This is a genomic window from Leifsonia sp. NPDC102414 (genome assembly GCF_044765685.1).
Lineage (GTDB): Bacteria > Actinomycetota > Actinomycetes > Actinomycetales > Microbacteriaceae > Leifsonia.
On the sequence record NZ_JBIWKN010000002.1, the window covers coordinates 339590 to 357004 of the forward strand.

Annotated in this window: 20 protein-coding genes and 1 tRNA gene; 7 read left to right on the forward strand and 14 right to left on the reverse strand. The window is 67.2% G+C overall.

Features of this window, described 5'->3' with window-relative positions:
* Positions 1-29: 29 nt before the first annotated feature.
* Positions 30-476 (reverse strand): SRPBCC family protein, encoded by a 447-nt coding sequence (locus ACIRCZ_RS09905; protein ID WP_402852432.1) that lies wholly within the window; start codon positions 474-476, stop codon positions 30-32.
* A gap of 86 nt (positions 477-562) precedes the next feature.
* Here ACIRCZ_RS09905 and idi point away from each other — a divergent pair, with 86 nt between their 5' ends.
* The gene (gene idi / locus ACIRCZ_RS09910; RefSeq protein WP_402852435.1) at positions 563-1114 is read left to right on the forward strand and encodes an isopentenyl-diphosphate Delta-isomerase; all 552 of its coding nucleotides are present in this window, start codon (positions 563-565) and stop codon (positions 1112-1114) included.
* 100 nt (positions 1115-1214) lie between these two features.
* Here idi and ACIRCZ_RS09915 read toward each other — a convergent pair whose 3' ends face one another.
* The 3 genes from ACIRCZ_RS09915 to dcd are packed head-to-tail and all read right to left on the reverse strand — an operon-like array spanning position 1215 to position 3436.
* Entirely contained in the window at positions 1215-2258 is a 1044-nt protein-coding gene (locus tag ACIRCZ_RS09915) for an alpha/beta hydrolase (RefSeq protein ID WP_402852438.1), read from the reverse strand.
* 5 nt (positions 2259-2263) lie between these two features.
* Entirely contained in the window at positions 2264-2791 is a 528-nt protein-coding gene (locus ACIRCZ_RS09920; RefSeq protein WP_055897995.1) for a hypothetical protein, read from the reverse strand.
* A gap of 39 nt (positions 2792-2830) precedes the next feature.
* The gene (dcd, locus tag ACIRCZ_RS09925; RefSeq protein ID WP_055897992.1) at positions 2831-3436 is read right to left on the reverse strand and encodes a dCTP deaminase; all 606 of its coding nucleotides are present in this window, start codon (positions 3434-3436) and stop codon (positions 2831-2833) included.
* Between the two features lie 102 nt (positions 3437-3538).
* Between dcd and ACIRCZ_RS09930 the strand changes: the two genes are divergently transcribed.
* The 4 genes from ACIRCZ_RS09930 to ACIRCZ_RS09945 all read left to right on the forward strand — a co-directional run bounded on the left by ACIRCZ_RS09930 (position 3539) and on the right by ACIRCZ_RS09945 (position 5082).
* Positions 3539-3955, forward strand: coding sequence for a hypothetical protein (locus ACIRCZ_RS09930; RefSeq protein ID WP_402852442.1), 417 nt, complete (start codon positions 3539-3541; stop codon positions 3953-3955).
* 133 nt (positions 3956-4088) lie between these two features.
* Complete coding sequence (locus ACIRCZ_RS09935; RefSeq protein ID WP_402852445.1) at positions 4089-4628, forward strand: DUF6611 family protein; 540 nt, start codon at positions 4089-4091, stop codon at positions 4626-4628.
* Between the two features lie 44 nt (positions 4629-4672).
* Positions 4673-4743 (forward strand) — tRNA-Gly (locus ACIRCZ_RS09940).
* Between the two features lie 147 nt (positions 4744-4890).
* The gene (locus ACIRCZ_RS09945; RefSeq protein WP_402852448.1) at positions 4891-5082 is read left to right on the forward strand and encodes a hypothetical protein; all 192 of its coding nucleotides are present in this window, start codon (positions 4891-4893) and stop codon (positions 5080-5082) included.
* Between the two features lie 9 nt (positions 5083-5091).
* On the opposite strand, the gene ACIRCZ_RS09950 is transcribed toward ACIRCZ_RS09945, so the two are convergent.
* Complete coding sequence (locus tag ACIRCZ_RS09950; protein WP_402852451.1) at positions 5092-6048, reverse strand: manganese catalase family protein; 957 nt, start codon at positions 6046-6048, stop codon at positions 5092-5094.
* A gap of 201 nt (positions 6049-6249) precedes the next feature.
* Here ACIRCZ_RS09950 and ACIRCZ_RS09955 point away from each other — a divergent pair, with 201 nt between their 5' ends.
* Positions 6250-7425, forward strand: a complete 1176-nt coding sequence (locus ACIRCZ_RS09955; RefSeq protein ID WP_402852454.1) for a zinc-dependent alcohol dehydrogenase — start codon at positions 6250-6252, stop codon at positions 7423-7425.
* A gap of 127 nt (positions 7426-7552) precedes the next feature.
* Here ACIRCZ_RS09955 and ACIRCZ_RS09960 read toward each other — a convergent pair whose 3' ends face one another.
* Positions 7553-7981 (reverse strand): Hsp20/alpha crystallin family protein, encoded by a 429-nt coding sequence (locus tag ACIRCZ_RS09960; RefSeq protein WP_402852457.1) that lies wholly within the window; start codon positions 7979-7981, stop codon positions 7553-7555.
* Between the two features lie 151 nt (positions 7982-8132).
* Between ACIRCZ_RS09960 and ACIRCZ_RS09965 the strand changes: the two genes are divergently transcribed.
* Positions 8133-8444, forward strand: coding sequence for a MerR family transcriptional regulator (locus ACIRCZ_RS09965; protein ID WP_055897980.1), 312 nt, complete (start codon positions 8133-8135; stop codon positions 8442-8444).
* On the opposite strand, the gene ACIRCZ_RS09970 is transcribed toward ACIRCZ_RS09965, so the two are convergent.
* From ACIRCZ_RS09970 to ACIRCZ_RS10005, 8 genes are all read right to left on the reverse strand, one after another.
* On the reverse strand, positions 8441-9406 hold the full coding sequence (locus ACIRCZ_RS09970) for an ATP-grasp domain-containing protein (protein ID WP_402852461.1): 966 nt from the start codon (positions 9404-9406) through the stop codon (positions 8441-8443). The two genes, ACIRCZ_RS09965 and ACIRCZ_RS09970, sit on opposite strands and share 4 nt — an antisense overlap.
* The gene (gene alr, locus ACIRCZ_RS09975; RefSeq protein ID WP_082581551.1) at positions 9399-10538 is read right to left on the reverse strand and encodes an alanine racemase; all 1140 of its coding nucleotides are present in this window, start codon (positions 10536-10538) and stop codon (positions 9399-9401) included. Before alr ends, ACIRCZ_RS09970 begins: the two co-directional genes overlap by 8 nt.
* A gap of 207 nt (positions 10539-10745) precedes the next feature.
* Entirely contained in the window at positions 10746-11687 is a 942-nt protein-coding gene (locus tag ACIRCZ_RS09980) for an aldo/keto reductase (protein WP_402853597.1), read from the reverse strand.
* Between the two features lie 51 nt (positions 11688-11738).
* Positions 11739-12842: a Gfo/Idh/MocA family protein gene (locus tag ACIRCZ_RS09985; protein ID WP_162255990.1), complete on the reverse strand. Its 1104-nt coding sequence runs from the start codon at positions 12840-12842 to the stop codon at positions 11739-11741.
* Between the two features lie 111 nt (positions 12843-12953).
* The gene (locus ACIRCZ_RS09990; RefSeq protein ID WP_055897970.1) at positions 12954-14039 is read right to left on the reverse strand and encodes a nitrilase-related carbon-nitrogen hydrolase; all 1086 of its coding nucleotides are present in this window, start codon (positions 14037-14039) and stop codon (positions 12954-12956) included.
* Between the two features lie 99 nt (positions 14040-14138).
* Positions 14139-15836 (reverse strand): GMC family oxidoreductase, encoded by a 1698-nt coding sequence (locus ACIRCZ_RS09995; RefSeq protein ID WP_055897967.1) that lies wholly within the window; start codon positions 15834-15836, stop codon positions 14139-14141.
* Entirely contained in the window at positions 15829-16371 is a 543-nt protein-coding gene (locus ACIRCZ_RS10000) for a gluconate 2-dehydrogenase subunit 3 family protein (RefSeq protein ID WP_402852467.1), read from the reverse strand. Before ACIRCZ_RS10000 ends, ACIRCZ_RS09995 begins: the two co-directional genes overlap by 8 nt.
* Positions 16368-17321 (reverse strand): ABC transporter permease, encoded by a 954-nt coding sequence (locus ACIRCZ_RS10005; RefSeq protein ID WP_235500567.1) that lies wholly within the window; start codon positions 17319-17321, stop codon positions 16368-16370. The genes ACIRCZ_RS10000 and ACIRCZ_RS10005 overlap by 4 nt, the downstream gene beginning before the upstream one ends.
* Between the last annotated feature and the right edge of the window lie 94 nt (positions 17322-17415).

Genomic DNA, 17415 nt, shown 5'->3' on the forward strand with positions numbered 1-17415 from the left:
TGGTCCCACTCGCCGCGCTCCCGCCGTCTCTACCGCTGTTCCAGGTGCTCCTTCAGCACCCGGAGGGTCCGTCGGTTCTCCGACGCTATGGCGGAGGCGGCGAGGGGGCCGACCGCGCGGATGAGGCCGCTCGCCACCACGGCGCCGGTGCGGACCACGCGCGTGCCGCCCTCGATCGGCGTCAGTTCGTAGCGAATCGTGATGGACAGAGCACTGCCGCCTGATCGCTTCGGGGCCGCCTTCTGCTGGAAGACGAGGAGCCGGACCGGTTCGTACTCGAGGACGGTGCCGTGCGCCGTGCCGATCAGGCTGGCGTCGGTGTACGCGGTCCCCTTCCCGACAGCGGCGCCGGACGCGCTCGTCCTGGTGCGCGGCAGCCAGCCGGGATAGCCGTCCAGGTCGGCGAGAGCTGCGAAGACGCGGTCGGGGCTCGCGGCGATGTCGATGGTCACGATCGTCTCTTTCGGCTTCGGCACGCTTCGAATATAGGGGAGTTCCCTACCCGTCCTGAATGGCAGGGCGCGATGGCACTCCGGTCCCGCCGATCAGCGAGAATGGACCCATGACCGCATCCCGCGAAGAGGTCGTCCTGCTCGCCGACGACGGCACCCCGATCGGCGTCGCAGACAAGGCGACCGTCCACACCACGGACACGCCGCTGCACCTGGCGTTCTCGTGCCACCTGTTCGACGGCGACGGTCGCATCCTGGTCACCCGCCGCGCGCTGGGCAAGCTGACCTGGCCCGGCGTGTGGACGAACTCGTTCTGCGGGCACCCCGCCCCCGGCGAGGGGTTCGAGGATGCCATCCGACGCAGGGCGGGTGAGGAGCTGGGCGTCGCCATCGAGAACGTCGCGGTCGTGCTCCCCGATTTCCGCTACCGGGCAGTGGATGCGGGCGGCATCGTCGAGTACGAGGTCTGCCCCGTGTACACGGCCACGATCAGCGGCGAGCTCGCCCCGGAGCCGAGCGAAGTGGCCGAGTGGTACTGGGTGGACCCCCGCACGCTGCTCGGCGCGGTGGAGGCGACACCCTGGGCGTTCAGCCCGTGGCTCACGCTGCAGCTGCCCGCTCTGTATGCGGACGCCAGCATCGAGCCGTCGGATCAGCTCTGAGCATCCCGGCCGTCGCTGAAGAGTGAAACGCCCTCACTATTTCCACCTGTGTAATTGACTGTGGATAACTACCGCGCCCGTATGCCGGCCCCGGCATCGGTCAGTCGGAGTTCTTCGTCCGCGCGCTGACCGTGTCGAGGAAGTCGACGGTCGACTGGAGCGCCGACCTCGCCTTCGCGAAGTTCAGGTGGAACTGGTACTCGTGCGGGAGGGCCGGCGACTCGTCCTCCGGATAGAAGACACTCGTCACCTCCACTCCCAGCCCGGCGAGTTTCTTCGCCAGCGGCTTCGATTGGCTGTTCGTGAGCGGGTCGCCGTTGCCTCCGGAGATCCAGGTGGTCGGGAAGTCGGCCGTGACGTATTCGATGGTGGACATGTCCCTGCCTCCTGCGGTGTCCGACCAGTCTTTCTCGCCCAGGTACGACCAGAGCGCCACCCGGAAACCCCAGCCTCCGATGCCCGGAGCGTTCGGGATGCCGCGCACGTCGTAGATACCGCAGTTGAGGATGACCGCCCTGAGCTGGTCTGCCGTGAGTTTCGGGGCGATGCCGACGCGCTCGGCGTACGCCGGGTTGGTCACCATGGTGGCGAGCTGGGACGCGTACTGCGAGCCGGCGGAGTCACCGGCCAGCACGATGCTCTCCGGGTCGATGCCGTATTCGGCCGCGTGCTCGACGAGGAATCCGAGGGCGTCGTTGAGCTGGGTCAGCGCGGTCGGGTACGTGGTCTCCGGCGAGATCGTGTAGTTGAGGCCGACCGCCGCGTAGCCGTGCGATGCGAGCAGCTGCAGGTATGGGTCGACGTTGGACTTGTCGCCGGAGATCCACGCCCCGCCGTGGATCCACACCACCGTGGTGAGCGGGGTGGATTCGCCTGCCGGTGTGAACACGTCGAGGGTGGTGTCCGAGCCGGCGTCGCCGTAGGAGATGTCGCGGCGCGCATCCACCCCGCTGCGCGGCACGTACGGTTCCATCTCGGCGACGGTCTGCGCCGCACCGCGCTCGAACAGCGCCCGGATCAGGAGGGCGGACGGCCACGGGTTGACGAACGCGACAACGGCGAGGGTGGCGAGCGCGAGGCCGAGCGCGGTGAACAGGACGGACGGGACGCTGTCGTACCAGCGTTCGCGCGATCGCTTCCCCACTGCTGTCAGCCGTTGCGGGTGGCGTCGATGTGCTGTTCGAGCCACCAGGTCTTTCCTTCGTCGTCGGACACCCAGCCGTCCCACGAGAAGGAGTCGTCGGTGATGCTGCTGAAGTTCCAGCGGATCGGGCGGCCATCGGTCTGCGTGCCGTCCTGCCGGATACCGTCGCGGTGGTGGGCGCTCGCGACCAGCGTGCAGAAGTCACCGGCGACCGCGCCGAACCAGCTCACCCGCCAGAGTCCGAGGACGGGGTCGTAGACGCGGATGGTGGTGCCCTTCGCCTCCGTCATGGTCGGGTCGGACGCGCTCGGGGCGACAAGCACATCCTGAACTGCTCGACCTCCCAGCGTGTACGCGAACAACCAGTCGGTGGTGAACTCCGCCCACGCGCCCGACTCCTCGTCGAGGAACCGGCACTCCGCCCGCCAGCTGCCGACCAGCTGACCGAACAACTGCATCCGTTGTGGCCGGACGGGCGTCGGACCCGACGCCACGAGTGCCCGCGCGAACGCTGCGTCTGTCGACTCGCTCATGGTTCTGCCCTCCAGGACGAATGGGACGGACGGACGGGATCAGCCTGCGGTGCGACCCGCCTCTGTCGTCGACACGTCTGTGCGGTGGAAGTTGAGGTACGACCGCGACGCCGTCGGGCCGCGCTGGCCCTGGTAGCGCGAGCTGTACTCGCTCGACCCGTACGGCCGCTCGGCCGGCGAGGTGAGCCGGAAGAAGCACATCTGGCCGATCTTCATGCCGGGCCAGAGCTTGATCGGCAGGGTGGCGACGTTGCTGAGCTCCAGCGTGACGTGACCGGAGAAGCCGGGGTCGATGAACCCGGCGGTGGAGTGCGTCAGCAGGCCGAGACGCCCGAGCGAGCTCTTGCCTTCTAGCCGCGCCGCGACGTCGTCCGGCAGAGAGACCAGCTCGAAGGTGGAGCCGAGCACGAACTCGCCAGGGTGCAGGATGAACGGCTGGTCCGCATCCACTTCGACCAGCCTGGTGAGCTCCGGCTGATCCTCTGCAGGGTCGATGAACGGGTACTTGTGGTTGTCGAACAGGCGGAAGAACCTATCGAGCCGCACGTCGACGCTCGACGGCTGGACCATGGCCCCGTCGAACGGTTCGAGGGCGATGCGTCCGGAGCCGAGCTCGGCCTTGATGTCGCGGTCTGAGAGAAGCACGGGATCAGCCTATCGGCGGAGACGACGATCGAGCAGGATCGGAGAAGCGTTCGCTCCTACGGCCGTCTTAGATTGTGTGCAGACCGGAAAGGGAGGGGCATCATGGCCACCACGACGTTCAGCAAAGAGGAGAAGGCCGCCATCAAGGCCGCCGTCGCCGAGAAGAAGGCAGCACAGGAGGGCGCAGACGCCGCGGCAGCGTGCGACGCGGCCATCGCCGCCATGACGGGCACCGACAAGGACCTCGCCGAGGCGTTCCACGCGCTCGTCGCCGAGAACACGCCGCTCGCCGCGAAGACCTGGTACGGGATGCCCGCATACGCCGACGCGGACGGCAAGATCGTCGTGGCGTTCAAGCCGGGCGCCAAGTTCAAGATCCGCTACGCCACCCTGGAGTTCCAGCAGGCGGCGAAACTCGACGACGGCACGCTGTGGCCCGTCGGCTACGCGATCACCGGAATGGGCGACGCGGAGAGGACGCGGATCGCCGAGCTCCTGCGGACCGCCGCCGCGCGCTGAGGCCGGGTCGGGGGTCGGTTGTCGGTGGTGGTTGTCGACCCATCCGTCAGGGAACCGTTAGCGTCCCCTCCGTCGCCGTAAGGACATCGCAAGGATCGGCCATGGCATGCAGGAACCGGCGCACGCTGAAAGCGTGAACGAGGTCCTGAGACGAATCACCGAAGGCCGCGCCCTCTGGGGCACGATCGACGTGTCCCCGCTGAGCAGGGGCATCTGGCAGCGCGCGCGACTGACCGTGTACCCGCCAGGCATCAGCCGCGGGGAGCGACGTCTGCTGCATGCCTTCCACGCGTGGCCGATCGTCGGCGCCGTCGGTTGCCTGTTCGCGCTCATCCCGCTCAGCGACGCGGGTCCTGTCCTGGCGCTGGCGACGGCCCTGGCGGTGTACCTCGCCGGCTTCCTCGTGCTGGCCGCGCTCAGCCACGACCTGCGCGTCCGCTGCCACGTAATCACCGCCGCCTCCGAGTACGTCGGAGGAAGCCTCCGCGAGTTCGGCGACGTCCAGCTCCTGCTCACCGCCGGCCGCCGGCTCGTCGACCTGGAGACACAGCGCCGCGCCGGGCACATCGACCCCGTCGCATACGAGGCCGAGTGGGCGGCGGTGTACGACACGCTTCCGGCGTCCGCCGAGCGGGCCGCGGTTTGGCCAAAAACCACAGACCGGGTACGCTGAGGATCCAACTCGGATTCCAGATATTCACTGGGAACCTGGGTCGTGCGAGTGTAGTTCAATGGTAGAACTTCAGCTTCCCAAGCTGATAGCGCGGGTTCGATTCCCGTCACTCGCTCTCTTACCGGTCTCACGCCCGAACGGCACTCAGCCGCTATCCGCCCCGCACGCTCGCCCGCTAGCGTGAGCGCATGCGGCAACGAATCCGGATGCGGTCGACCGACCCACGCACCCGTCGGCGTGCGCGCCCGGAGGTGGCGATCCCGTGACACCGCTGATCCTGGCCTCGTGCGCGACGGCGCCGCCTGAGGGCCAGCCCTGCGACGACACCGTGGCGTTGGGGCCGATTCCCGACTGGGTCTGGCTCGGCGTCCTCGGTGTCATCGCAGCAGTGACCGTCGTCGCCCTGTTGGTCTCGTGGTCGCGACGACGCTCACGCCGCGAGCCGCGCGGATGACCGACCACCTCAGCCGCCCGCGACCCTCCCGTAGATGGCCTCCACGTCGGCCAGCTCGAGGTCGGCAGTGGCCTGGATGAGCCTCAGCAGCTCCGGGTCGAGGCCCGGCGCGAATTCCTCGAAGCGCTCCGTCGCGATGACCGACGGGACTCCCTCCGGCGCCTGCTCCGAGGCGTCGAGGTTCGTGCCGTCCTTCGACGGCGAGAGTCCCTGGAAGATCTTGCCGGCTTCGGACTGACCGGCGAGGTCGAACGTGTACTGCTTGCTCTGCAGGCCGAGGTCGGTCAGCTTCTTCACCTCGGGGAAGCGCTCGGCGTTGGTCTTCGGGATCGGCAGCAGTTTGTTCCAGTCGACGCCGAGCGTCTCGAGGGCCTTCGCGTAGCCATTCTCGTGGGCCTGATCGCGCACGATGAGGTAGGCGATCGTCGAGCGCGCCGTCTTGTTCTCCGTCATCTCGTAGATCCGGCACTTCTGCAGGCGTCCGGTCGACTCCAGCATCAGGTTGTAGAGCAGATCCAGCACGAGGTTGCCGGAGTTGTAGACGTAGCTGCCCGACCATGGGTTGCCGACGGCGTCGACGGGGAGAGCACCCTGAGCGCCGACCAGGTAGTGGTGGATGTTCCCCTCTGCGAGGGCGATGTTCAGCGGGATCGCACCGCCGGCGCCAGGCTTGTCGAGCGGGTCGCTCTTCTTGCCCTGATACTGCGGCGACCCGTCGAGGAGTCGCGCGATCGTCGTTCCGATCAGCTCGACATGGCTGATCTCCTCCGTGCCGATTCCCTGGATGAGGTCGCGATACGGCTTGGCCGCCGGGCCGCGGAAGTTCATCGCCTGGAACAGATACTGCATCATCGTGCGCATCTCGCCGAACTGACCGCCGAGCCCCTCCTGCAGCGCGTTCGCGGCGGCCGGATCCGGCTCGTCCTGCTCGATGTCGTTGATCAGGCTCTGCACGTGAAAGAACATGGATACCTCCCCAGTAGCGAGGCCCGGAATCGGTCGCCTCCCCGTCGACGGTCCTCAGCAATCCCGCCACCACCACCCCATTGACCGACGACGCAGGGGGTGTCAATCAGAGAGGGGATGCGCACCCGTCGCCGCCTGCACGATGCGGGCGGTCAGGCAACCCGGTAGAGCACGCTCAGCGGTCGGCGTACACAAGCAGCCATGAGAGCTCTGACCTGGCAAGCCAACAAACGTGTCGACGTCGTGGATGCACCTGACCCGCGCATCGAGAAACCGACCGACGTCGTCATCCGGGTCACCTCGACCGCCATCTGCGGCTCCGATCTGCACCTCTACGACGTGCTCGGGCCGTTCCTCTCCCAGGGCGACGTCCTCGGGCACGAGCCGATGGGCATCGTCGAGGAGGTCGGCGCAGAGGTCCGCTCCCTCAGCGTCGGCGACCGGGTCGTCATCCCGTTCGTGATCGCCTGCGGCGACTGTTTCATGTGCAAACGCGGTCTGACGACGCAGTGCGAGACCACCCAGAACCACCAGCACGGCACCGGCGCCAGCCTCTACGGATACACCGAGCTCTACGGGTCCGTTCCGGGAGGCCAGGCCGAACGCCTGCGCGTGCCGCTCGCCGACTTCAATGCCCTCCGCGTCGGCACGGAGCTGCCGGACGACCGCTACCTGTTCCTCAGCGACATCCTGCCCACAGCGTGGCAGGGCGTCGAGTACGCGAACGTGCCGGAGGGAGGCACCCTCGCCGTCATCGGGCTCGGCCCTGTCGGCCAGTTCGCCAGCCGTATCGGCGTTCAACGGGGCTTCACGGTGATCGCCGTCGACCCGGTTCCCGAGCGCCGGGCGATGGCGGAACGCCACGGCGTCGACACGTTCGACCTGAGCGACGACGCCGCCGCCTGGCTGCGAGAAGCAACGGACGGGCGCGGGCCGGACGCCGTCATCGACGCCGTGGGGATGGAAGCGCACGGCAACACCGCGGCCGCGGTGGCCCAGTCCGCCGTCGGACTGCTCCCCGACACCGTCGCCAAGAAGCTGATGACGACGGTCGGCCTCGACCGTCTTTCGGCGATGATGCTGGCCTTCGACGCCGTCCGCCGAGGCGGGACGGTCTCACTGAGCGGCGTCTACGCCGGCGTCGCCGACCCTGTGCCGTTCATGAACCTCTTCGACAAGCAGCTCACCCTGCGGATGGGCCAGGCCAACGTGCACACCTGGCGGGATGCGATCCTCCCGCTGGTCGAGGACCCCGCCGACCCGCTCGGCACGGAAGACCTCGTGACGCATCGCGTCGGGCTCGAGGAGGCGCCCCGCATGTACGACCTGTTCAGGGACAAGCAGGACGGGTGCATCAAGGTCGTCCTCACTCCCTGAGCGAGCCGAATCATGGGCGGGGGTCGCCGGTCGGCCGCACCGGCGACCCCGCACTCTCTCGGGAAAGCATCCGCGTCGCCCGCCCCATGCGGTTCGACATGCACTTCCGAGAGGCCCCGGACAGCCGTCAGGCCGCGACGGCCTGCTGCTGCTTCTCGTTCGCGGACGCGACCGAGATCTTGCGCGGCTTCGCCCGCTCGGCGATTGGAATCACCACGCTGAGCACCCCGTTGTCGTAGCTCGCGCTGATTCCGTCAGGATCCACGTCGTCGCCGATCGAGAACTGCCGCAGGTAGGAGCCGAACGGACGCTCCTGCGCCAACCAGCGACCGTTGTCCCTGTTGCCCATCGAACGCTGCGCGCGGATGGTCAGCAGGTGACCGTCCACATCCACGTCGACGGAGCCGGGGTCGACGCCGGGAAGGTCGGCGTTCAGCACGTACTGATGCCCCTCGCGGTACAGGTCGACCGGCATGATCCGCGGCTGTCTGCTCGTGTCGAAGATGCTCTGCGCGATCCGATCCAGCTGGCTGAAAGGATCAAATGACATCGACATAATGAGATTCTCCTTTCCGTTGTGGCGTCGCGACGGAATCGGAACGGCTCGCACCGCTCCGCGTCCGCCGCTGCAAGTTATCTAAATCACTTGCTACATATTTTCTACATCGAAACTTGACACCCCGCAAGGGCGCCAGCACAATTCAGCTATGAGTCAGAGCCCAGGGAGCCGGCCGGTCTACAGCATGGCGGTCGCTGCCGAACTCCTCGGCCTGCCCGCGGCGACACTGCGCCTCTACGAGCGCAAAGGCCTCCTGACTCCCGCTCGCACGGAGGGCGGCACCAGACGGTACAGCGCCGACGACATCGAGAGGATGCGGCGCGTCTCCGAGCTGCAGGACGACGGCGTCAACCTGGCCGGCATCGGCAGAGTCCTCGCCCTCGAAGGCGAGAACGCGCAGCTCCGCCAGGAGGCCGCCGACCGCGAGCGCCACCGTGCCGGAGACGACGCGCCCCGCTAGGCGGCCGGCTCCGCCGCCTCGATCAGTTCACGAATCAGGCCCTCGTAGCCGAGGCCGGTCGCGGCGTACATCAGGGGCACCTGTGACTGCTCGGTGAAACCGGGGGTGGTGTTCACCTCGTTGAGGACCACACCGGTCTGGGTGACGAAGAAGTCAAAGCGCGCGACGCCCGCGCAGCCGAGCGCATCGTAGAGCGCGCGCGCCGCGCTCTCGACGCCCGCGTGCTCGTCTGGGCAGAGTCGCGCCGGGACCGTGAACGACGCAGTGCCGTCGTACTTCTGCTCGCGGTCGAAGACACCGCCGTCGGCCACACCGATCTCGAGGGCTGCTCCAGCACGAAGCACGCCGGCGCGATCCCGGAACAGGGCGATGTCGACCTCCCGACCGGTGACGAACGACTCGACGAGCGCCGTGTCGCCCGAGCCGCACGCGAGCTCGATCGCCGCGGCCAGCTCGCCGGGGTGCCTCACCACGGTGACGCCGTTGCTCGACCCTCCGGAGGTCGGCTTCACGACAAACGGCGGGACCGCATCCATCGAGGACGCGTCCGCCGCGCTGCGCACCAGAACCCCGGGAGTGGTGCGGACACGCACGGCCTGCGCGACGAGCTTCGTCACCCACTTGTCCATCCCGATGGCTCCTGCCCGCACGGGCGAGCCGACGAAGGGCACGCCGATCATGGTCAGCAGACCGGCCGCGGCGCCGTCCTCCCCGTTCACACCGTGCAGCACGGGGAACGCGACATCGCAGGACGCCACGAGTGCGACAGCTTCCGCAGACGGCAGCGGCCCGCCATCGCCGTGGTGCCATCGACCTGAGCGGTCGATGGTCAGCGCGACCGCATCCATCCCGTTGGCCTCCACCGCGCGGGTGACGGCTGCGGCGGAGGCGAGCGAGACCTCGTGCTCGTCGTTCGCACCGCCGCCGATCACCGCGACCCGGCGCGCACGCCCCTCACGCACGGACCGCTCCCCGCTGCCCCCGGTACGCACCTGTCGTCCGGTGGATGCGCGCCACCCGCGTGCCGATCCTGGTCACGATCTCGTGTTCGATCGTCCCCGACCAGAGCGCCCACTCCGCGACGGTCGGCTCACCGTCGCCGCCAGGGCCGAACACCAGCACTGGCTCGCCGGGAGCGACCGCGTCGTCGCCCGTGTCCGCGACGACCATGTCCATCGAGAACCGCCCGACGAGGGGGCGGCGGCGGCCCCGCACGAACACATCCGCCCGCTCTGACGCTCCTCGCGGGAGCCCGTCGCCGTAGCCGATCGGGAGCAGCGCGAGGTGGGTGCGCCGGTCGGCGATGTGGTCCAGGCCGTAGCCGATGCCCGTGCCGGGCGCGACCTCGCGCGCGGCGACGACGTGAGTGGTCAGGGACAGCGCCGGCCGCAGCTCCGCCGAGGTGCCGGACGGATCGATGCCGAACAGCCCGGCGCCGATGCGGTGCATCCCGAAGCCCGCGCCGACGCCTGTCAGGGTGGCGGCCGTCGCGGCGAGATGGGTGACGGTGGGGGCAAGACCGCGCCGCAGAGCGGTGCGCACGGCGTTGGCGAAGACGAGCCGTTCGCGCTGGTTCTGAGGATGCTCGGGCTGGTCGGCGCAGGACATGTGCCCCATCACACCGACGACGCGGATCCAGCCCAGATGCTCGAACTCGCGCGCGATCCCGCACAGCGCCGCCCACTCGCCGGCCGGCGCGCCGTCGCGCGCCATGCCGACGTCGATGTGCAGATGAACTCTGGCTCGCCGCCCGGCCCCCGCGGCCGTCCGCGCGACGGCCTGCAGCAGAGCGGCACTCGGCACCGCGAGGTCGATGTCGGCGAGCACGGCCGCCTCGAAATCGGCGTCGACGGGGTTCAGCCAGCTCAGGATGGGGGCGCTGATCCCGTCCACGCGGAGCGCGATCGCTTCGTCGATGGACGTGACGCCGATCGACGTCGCCCCGGCCTCGAGGACCGAGCGCGCGATCGCACCGTGCCCGAACGCATCCGCCTTGAGCACCGCCATCACCCGCCGGCCGGTGATCGACACGAAATACGCGGTGTTCGCCCTGATCGCCTCGTCGTGGACGACCAGCTCGGAGGTCCAGGCCATCAGCAGGCGACCGGCTGCGCGACGCTGCGGCGCTCGTTTACGATTCCCATGCGATCAGCGTCGCTCAATTCGGAGCGCGGGGAGTCATCCGGACTGTTGAAGCCGATCATCCCCTGGATCGAGATCGGGGGGGGCTGTCAACCGGCAGGCGCTACTCGGCGAAGACGCGCGTCGCCACCAGGATCGCGGACATCGCCTCCGGCCAGGTCATTCGGGAACCCGCTCGCCTCTCACGAGTGGTTCGAGCGCACCCCAGAGCTCGTCGGCGATAGGCGTCTCCAGCAACTCCAGCGTCTGATCGATGCGTGAGGGTCGTGACATCCCTACAATGGTCGACGCCACGCGAGGATCACGGGTAGAGAACTGGAGGGCAGCCGCGGCGAGCGGGACGCCGGCATCGTCGCAGAGCTGTTTCATGGCCCGCACCCTCGCCAACAGCTGCTCATCCGCAGTCTCGTATCGGTAGCGGATTGTGGTCTCTGGCCCCGTGGCAAGCATCCCCCCACCGAATGGAGCGGCATTCACGAACGCGACACCTCGTTCGGCAGCGTCATCCATGAGAGACTCGGCGGTCTGGTCGACGAGCGTGTATCGGTTGTGACTGATGACGGCGTCGAAAGCGTCCGTGGCGAGGTAGCGCAGCTCCAGGTCGATCGGTCCGCCCGCCACACCGATGTAGTCGATGACACCCTGATCGCGCAGCTCAATGAGCGCCTCCAGTGGGCCCCCCTTGGCTACCCCCTCGTCAAAGGTGATCTTCTCCGGGTCGTGGAAGTACACCAGTTGCAGGCGGTCCAGGCCGAGCCGTTCCAGACTCTCCTCGACGGAGCGGCGCACACGGTCGCCGGAGAAGTCGGTGGAGCCGAGGAGCGGATCCACTTTGGTAGCGACCACGACGCCCTCAGGCATGCCTCCCCCGCGGTTCGCGAGCGCCTGGCCGATACGTCGTTCGCTGTCTCCGCCGTGACCATATTCGTTCGACGTGTCGATGAACGTGAACGGTCCACTCAGAGCGCGTGCGATGGTGGCGACGCCGGTCTCGGTGTCTACTTCGTAGCCGTACTGGTCGGGGTGGCTTCCGAGCGCACTCGTTCCGACGCAGACAGATGAAACGGTCAGGCCGGTTCGCCCGAGGGCGTTATAGGTCAACATTGATGATCTCCTTCGTGGTGCGGTGTTTTGATCTCTCGGGCGGACGCGCTATACCAACGCGGCCGACCAGGGTTGGGCTCGGGATATCAGTTGTGTCTCGCGGTCGGCCGACTCTGCGACGAGGAGGGAGAGATATCGGTCCTCACAGGCGTCCGCGAGTGAGTAGCCTGCCGGATGATCAGGGTTGGTGATATTGACGAGGCAGGTGGCGATCGCGATCTCCTCGTCGGAGAGGCCGCTTCCAGGGAACGGATTGCGGTACAGCGTCTGGCTGCACCAGGTCAACCGGTCGAGCCCCGTTCCTTCCAGGTTGCCGTCAAGACCGAGCTGACGACGCACGATGGGAGCGCTCATGATCTCACCGCCCGCCGTCCAGGTCACGTCCGACCCGACGACTTCGCCGTGGCTGCCGCGTACCGACACCTGGCGACGCCGCAGCGGGTTGAACCATTGCGTCTCCGTGAAGTCGTAGAGGGCGCTGCGGTCGCCGGTGCGGAGCACGGCGGTCACGTGCTCTCTCTGCGACACGGCAGGCAGCTCAGGCCAGCCCGACCGGTCCGGACCGTCGACCAACGGAACCGATGCACGAATGGCGGTCACGCTGGACCCCTCGCCCCCGACACCGGCCAGGCGACGCAGCAGCGCCGCCGCGTGGTATTCGTGCGTCCATGAGATCGAAGCCGAACTCACCTCCCCGAGCACCCCCTGGTCGATCAGGCGCTGCAGCGCGACGAAGACCGGCAGGTACGGATGCTGTTCGGCGACCATCACGAGTGGCGAGTCGCCGACGGCTTTCCACAGGTCCGCAAGCCCATCGAGCGTCGGCGCTGGCGGTGTCTCCGTGAGCACCGGAATTCGAAGCCTCACGAGGTCGGCGATGATCGGCGCCGCTGCGATCGGGGGAACGCTGACCACCATCGCATCCACCTGTGACCCGTTGACGAGGTCGGCCACCGCGCGAAAGGAGGGCACCCCCCATCGTTCCTCGACTCGACGACCCGCCTCGGCGGTGCGGGTCACTATGCCGACGCAGGTGAATCGGTCCGGAAGCGCAGCGGCAATGCGGAGATAGAAATCGGTGCGCCAGCCGTGACCGACGAGCCCGAACCGACGCGGCGCCGGCGGTACGCGTGATAGGGATCCTGCCTGCATGTCCTCGCCTCGCTCTTCTCGCCAACTCATCTGGCCACCGAGTGATCGCGTCGGTGGCCCGGGCGGGTGCGGCCAGCCAGAGCACCGCACCCGCCCTTCGTCACGCCTTCGTCACTTGGACGGCGGCGTGAGCACTCCGCGCTGGATGAGCTTCTCGATGTTGCTCCCGCGCCGCTTCGCCTCGCGCGCCAGCCAACCGGTGGTCGGAGGTGCGTCAAGGTACTGGTTGGCCTCGTAGATGGGCTGGTCGTAAATGGCCCGGTACTGCTCGGTGCGCAGATCCTTGAACCAGCTCGTCACGCCGTTGGACGTGCGCGACCGGCGAAGCGCCTCGATGTCGATGACGGAGCTCACGAATGAGTCGCCTGCGCCACTGCCGCTCTGCTTGACCACCACACGGCCCTTGTTGTCGACGATCATCGACTGGCCGCCGAAGAGGTCGAACAGAGTGCCGTCGTCATTGCGCTGCGGCCCGAGGTTCGGCGCCACCACGTAGACCTGGTTGAACATCGCGTGGGCGCGATTCTGCAGCTCCCACATGCCTGCTCCGACCTGGGGCTCGATCAGGGTGCCACGGATGATGATCTCTGCGCCGTTCATCGCAAGCCCTCGAGTGATCTCCGGGTATGCACCTTCGTGGCAGATGACGTAGCCGATGTTGCCGATCTCGGTCTTCGCCACCGGGAAAATGGCGTCGAGCACGTTGCCGTTTCCCTTCTTCTCGATCCACTCGTCCCAGATGTCGTGGGGGTTGGTGGTTCCGAGAGCCCCACCCTCGTATGCGTCGCTCGTCGCCTTGGCGCGCTTGTAGATCACTTCTCCTTGAGGGCTGATCAGGAAGGCGACGTTGAAGGAGTGGCCAGGGAAGTCGGGGTCTCGGACCAGATAGAGCTCGCCGGCGATGTAGGTGTTCAGCTCCTTGGCCTTCTGCCCGAGGATCTCGGTCTCCGGACCGGGGATCTCCATCGCGAACTCTTCGTGTGCATCCTTGTCGCCGGCCAGGAAGTGCGGCAGCATCCCCTGGATGGCCATCTCCGGCAATACAACGAGCTTGACCGGAGCCCCATCGGTCGAGGCGACCATGACGGCTGGATCCATGAAATCGCAGATCCGTTTGGTGTTCTCGATGGCGTCGGAGCGCTTCTTAATGGTGTGCACCGTGTTCGACAGTGCAACGATCGCGTACGGATCGACCATGATGTGGTTCCTCTTTCTTGTTGGTTTCGCCCGAGAGCGGTGTCGGTTCTGGCTGGTTTGTGACGTGCCCGTGAGACACGACGTTCGTGGAGGCGCTTCTCAGCGCCTGCCGAGGATGTGGTCGGCTGTGAGGTAAGCGAGCGCCTGGATGGTCTGCGTCGGGTTGTAACCGGAGAGGGTCGGGAACTGGCCGCCCCCGACCACGTAGAGTCCGCGGCACTCGTGCGACTCGCCGTACACGTCGACGACGGAGGTGGCGGGGTCCAGGCCCATCCGATGCGTCCCTACTTCGTGCGTCGAAAGGTGGTAGAGCGGAGGCGTCGGCTCTGACCAGAACTGCACGGCGCCCATTTCTTCTGCGATGTCCCGTTTGATCTTCTCGAAGTACCCGAGTGCCGCCCGGTCGTGTGTCGACCAGTCGTGCGTGATGCGCAGTGCCGGCTGACCGTACTGGTCGGTGACCGTCGGGTCCAGATCGACATAGTTTCGTACCGAGGGGAAGGTCGGGATCTGGTTGTGGATGCCGAATAGGCGCCGATAGTTCGCGCCGAACCACTCGATGAAGTCGGCGCCCCAGCGCTTGGAGCCTGGCGGCAGGTTGTGCGCGGCCTCGATCGGCTGCAGGTCGCCGGGGATACTGGTGATCACCGAGCCCCAGAGCACGCCATCATCGTTGTCCGGCATTCCGTCGCAGTTGAAGTCGTCGATGACGCTCGCCGCCACCAGCGGTGCCATGAACGGATTCGAGTTCTCAGGCAACACGGCCGTACACCAGCCGAAGCTGTGGGTCATGAAGTTGCGTCCGACCTGACCGTTCGCGTTGATATCCGACGCGAGGAGCAGCCGACTGTTCTCGAGTGCATAGCAGGCGATCACGACCAGATCGGAGTCGATGCGCCGCTCCAGACCGTTCTCGTCGAAATAGGAGACACCGAGGACCCGGCGTCCGCTGGCATCGCGCTCGATGCGGAACACCCGCGAGTTCGCGCGGATCTCAAGGTTGCCCGTGCTCAGTGCCGCCTCGACGGACGTGATGCGGCTGGACTGCTTTGCGTTCACGTGGCAGAGGAATCCGTGGCAGAAGCCGCAATACTCGCACCCCTTGAGCGACTTGTAGTCCTCGGAGGCCACGGCGGCCGGCTGCTGGAATGGGTGGTATCCGAGGCGTTCGGCCGCGGCAGCGAATCGATCGTCGGCCGGCGCGCGGCGGAGCGGCCTCATCGGGAAGCCGCGGGTGCGAGGCGACTCGAACGGGCTGCCGCCCTCTACGTGCTCGCCATTGATGTTGCCTGCGGCCCCAGAGACGCCGAGCTCCCATTCTGCCTTGTCGTAGTACGGCTCGAGATCGTCGTAGCCGATCGGCCAGTCCACCATCGTGGAGTCACTACCGAGCGCGTCCTCGCCAAACCGGTCGACGATGATCGACTTCATCCTGAAGTCGCTGTCACGGTGCCGCCATGATGCGCCGCCCCAGTGCAGGGTGCCGCCGCCCGGACCGATCGACGGTGGGAGGTGCAAGGGCTCACTGTTGCCGCGGACACCGGCAGCCCACGGGAGCAGCCGTGCCGTGCTGTTGTCGTCCGCTCGCCAGGTGACCGGGTCCGTGCTGAGCTGGGGGACCAGGCTCCCGCGTGAGTAGTACTTGACCTCGTCGTGCTTGAGTCGGAACTCCTCACTCGTGTGCATAGGGCCCTTGTCGAGGGCGACCACGCTCACGCCAGCCTTGGTCAACTGCTCGGCGATGATGCCGCCGGAAGCTCCGAGGCCGACGACGATCGCTTCTGCGCGCTCAACCATTGGTCACCTTCAATTCGTCTCTGAGGTCTTTCAAGGTCTTGATGACGATCGCGCGGGAGTCGAACCCTTCTCGCATCTGCTCGGCGTTGTAGCCCCATTGCGCTCCAGGGAACCCGACCAGCTTCCAGCCCACTGTGTCGCGGTTGCCGCCGTACTGCGGATCGCAGAACATGCCCTGGATGCCGTGCTCCCAGATCACTCCGAAGAACGCTTCGAGCCGAGCACCGGCGTCTGGCCCGTCCGCAGAATGGGCAGCGTCGATCTGCTCAAGGACGCGGTCCTGGTCCTGCGCCGCGATCGCTGTGAACGGAGCGCCGAACAAAGCGTGACTCTCTCTGTCCAGGGCGTCGAGGCCGCTCACATAGAAGGCGTGGAGTTCCGCGCCCCCCTCTGCAACAGCGGCGACGACGTACTCGGGGACTCCCGCCGCTTCGGCACCCGGCCAGTTCTGCGTCGGAGGGAACATCCTCTGGCAGACGGCGGCGATGGTCTCGGCCTGAGACGGAGTGAACGTGTGCGTCACGAGTTGGTTCATCGTTCCTCCTTCGTCGCCGTGGCCGGAAGGGCGGCATACCGGCGTTGGAATACGAGCTTGCGGATGGCGTGTGGGAGACGACTGCCAGCTCCGCTGGTGAACAGCACAGCGAGCAGGATGACTGCGCCTTTCACGATGAGCTGCGGCTGTGCCTGAATGCCGAGCAGGTCCATGATGTTCAGGATCACAGCGATGATGAGACCGCCGATCACGGCGCTGACCGGATCGCCGGTGCCGCCGAACAGGGATGCGCCTCCGACGACTACGGCTGCGATGGCGTTCAACTCGTAGCCGTCGCCGATGATCGCACTGCCTTCCGTCAGCTGCGCGGCGATCATCACCCCCGCGAGGCCGGCGAGAAGCGACGACAGGAAATAGGCAGTGATCACATCGCGCTTGACCGGCAGACCCGACAAGCGCGCGGCCTCCGGGTTACCGCCCAGTGCGTAGAGCCTCCGGCCGTATCGGGTCTGCGCCATCATCAGCGCCGCGAGAACGGTGACGACGAGTGCGATGACGATCGGCGCGGGAAGCGGCCCGAAATCGCCGACGAACGCGTCGAGGAATCCCTGATTCGAGATCGGTACCTGGCGACCGGTCTGGAGCACGTAGGCCGCTCCGCGTGCCAGGCTCATCATCGCCAGGGTCACGATGAACGGTGTCACGCCCCCGTAGACGATCATCACGCCGTTGAATACCCCGATGAAGCCGGCGACAAGAAGCGCGACGATCAGTGCGATGGGCCACGGGACTCCCTGTTGGAGGGTGAGGCCCACGGCCACGGACGAGAGGGCAGCGACCGCACCGACCGACAGGTCGATGCCGCCGGTGACGATGACAAGATACTGGCCTACGGCGAGCACCGACACGACCGAGGCGGTGATCAGCACCGCGACGAGGTTGCGGGAGGTGAAGAAGTATGGCGAGACCGCGCTGCCGACGATGAGCACGATGGCTCCTACGACGAGGAGGTAGCCCTTTGATCCGAGGGAGGCCGCGAACTCCTTGACCGCGTCGCCGGGACGGCGGCGGGGTGCGGGCGAA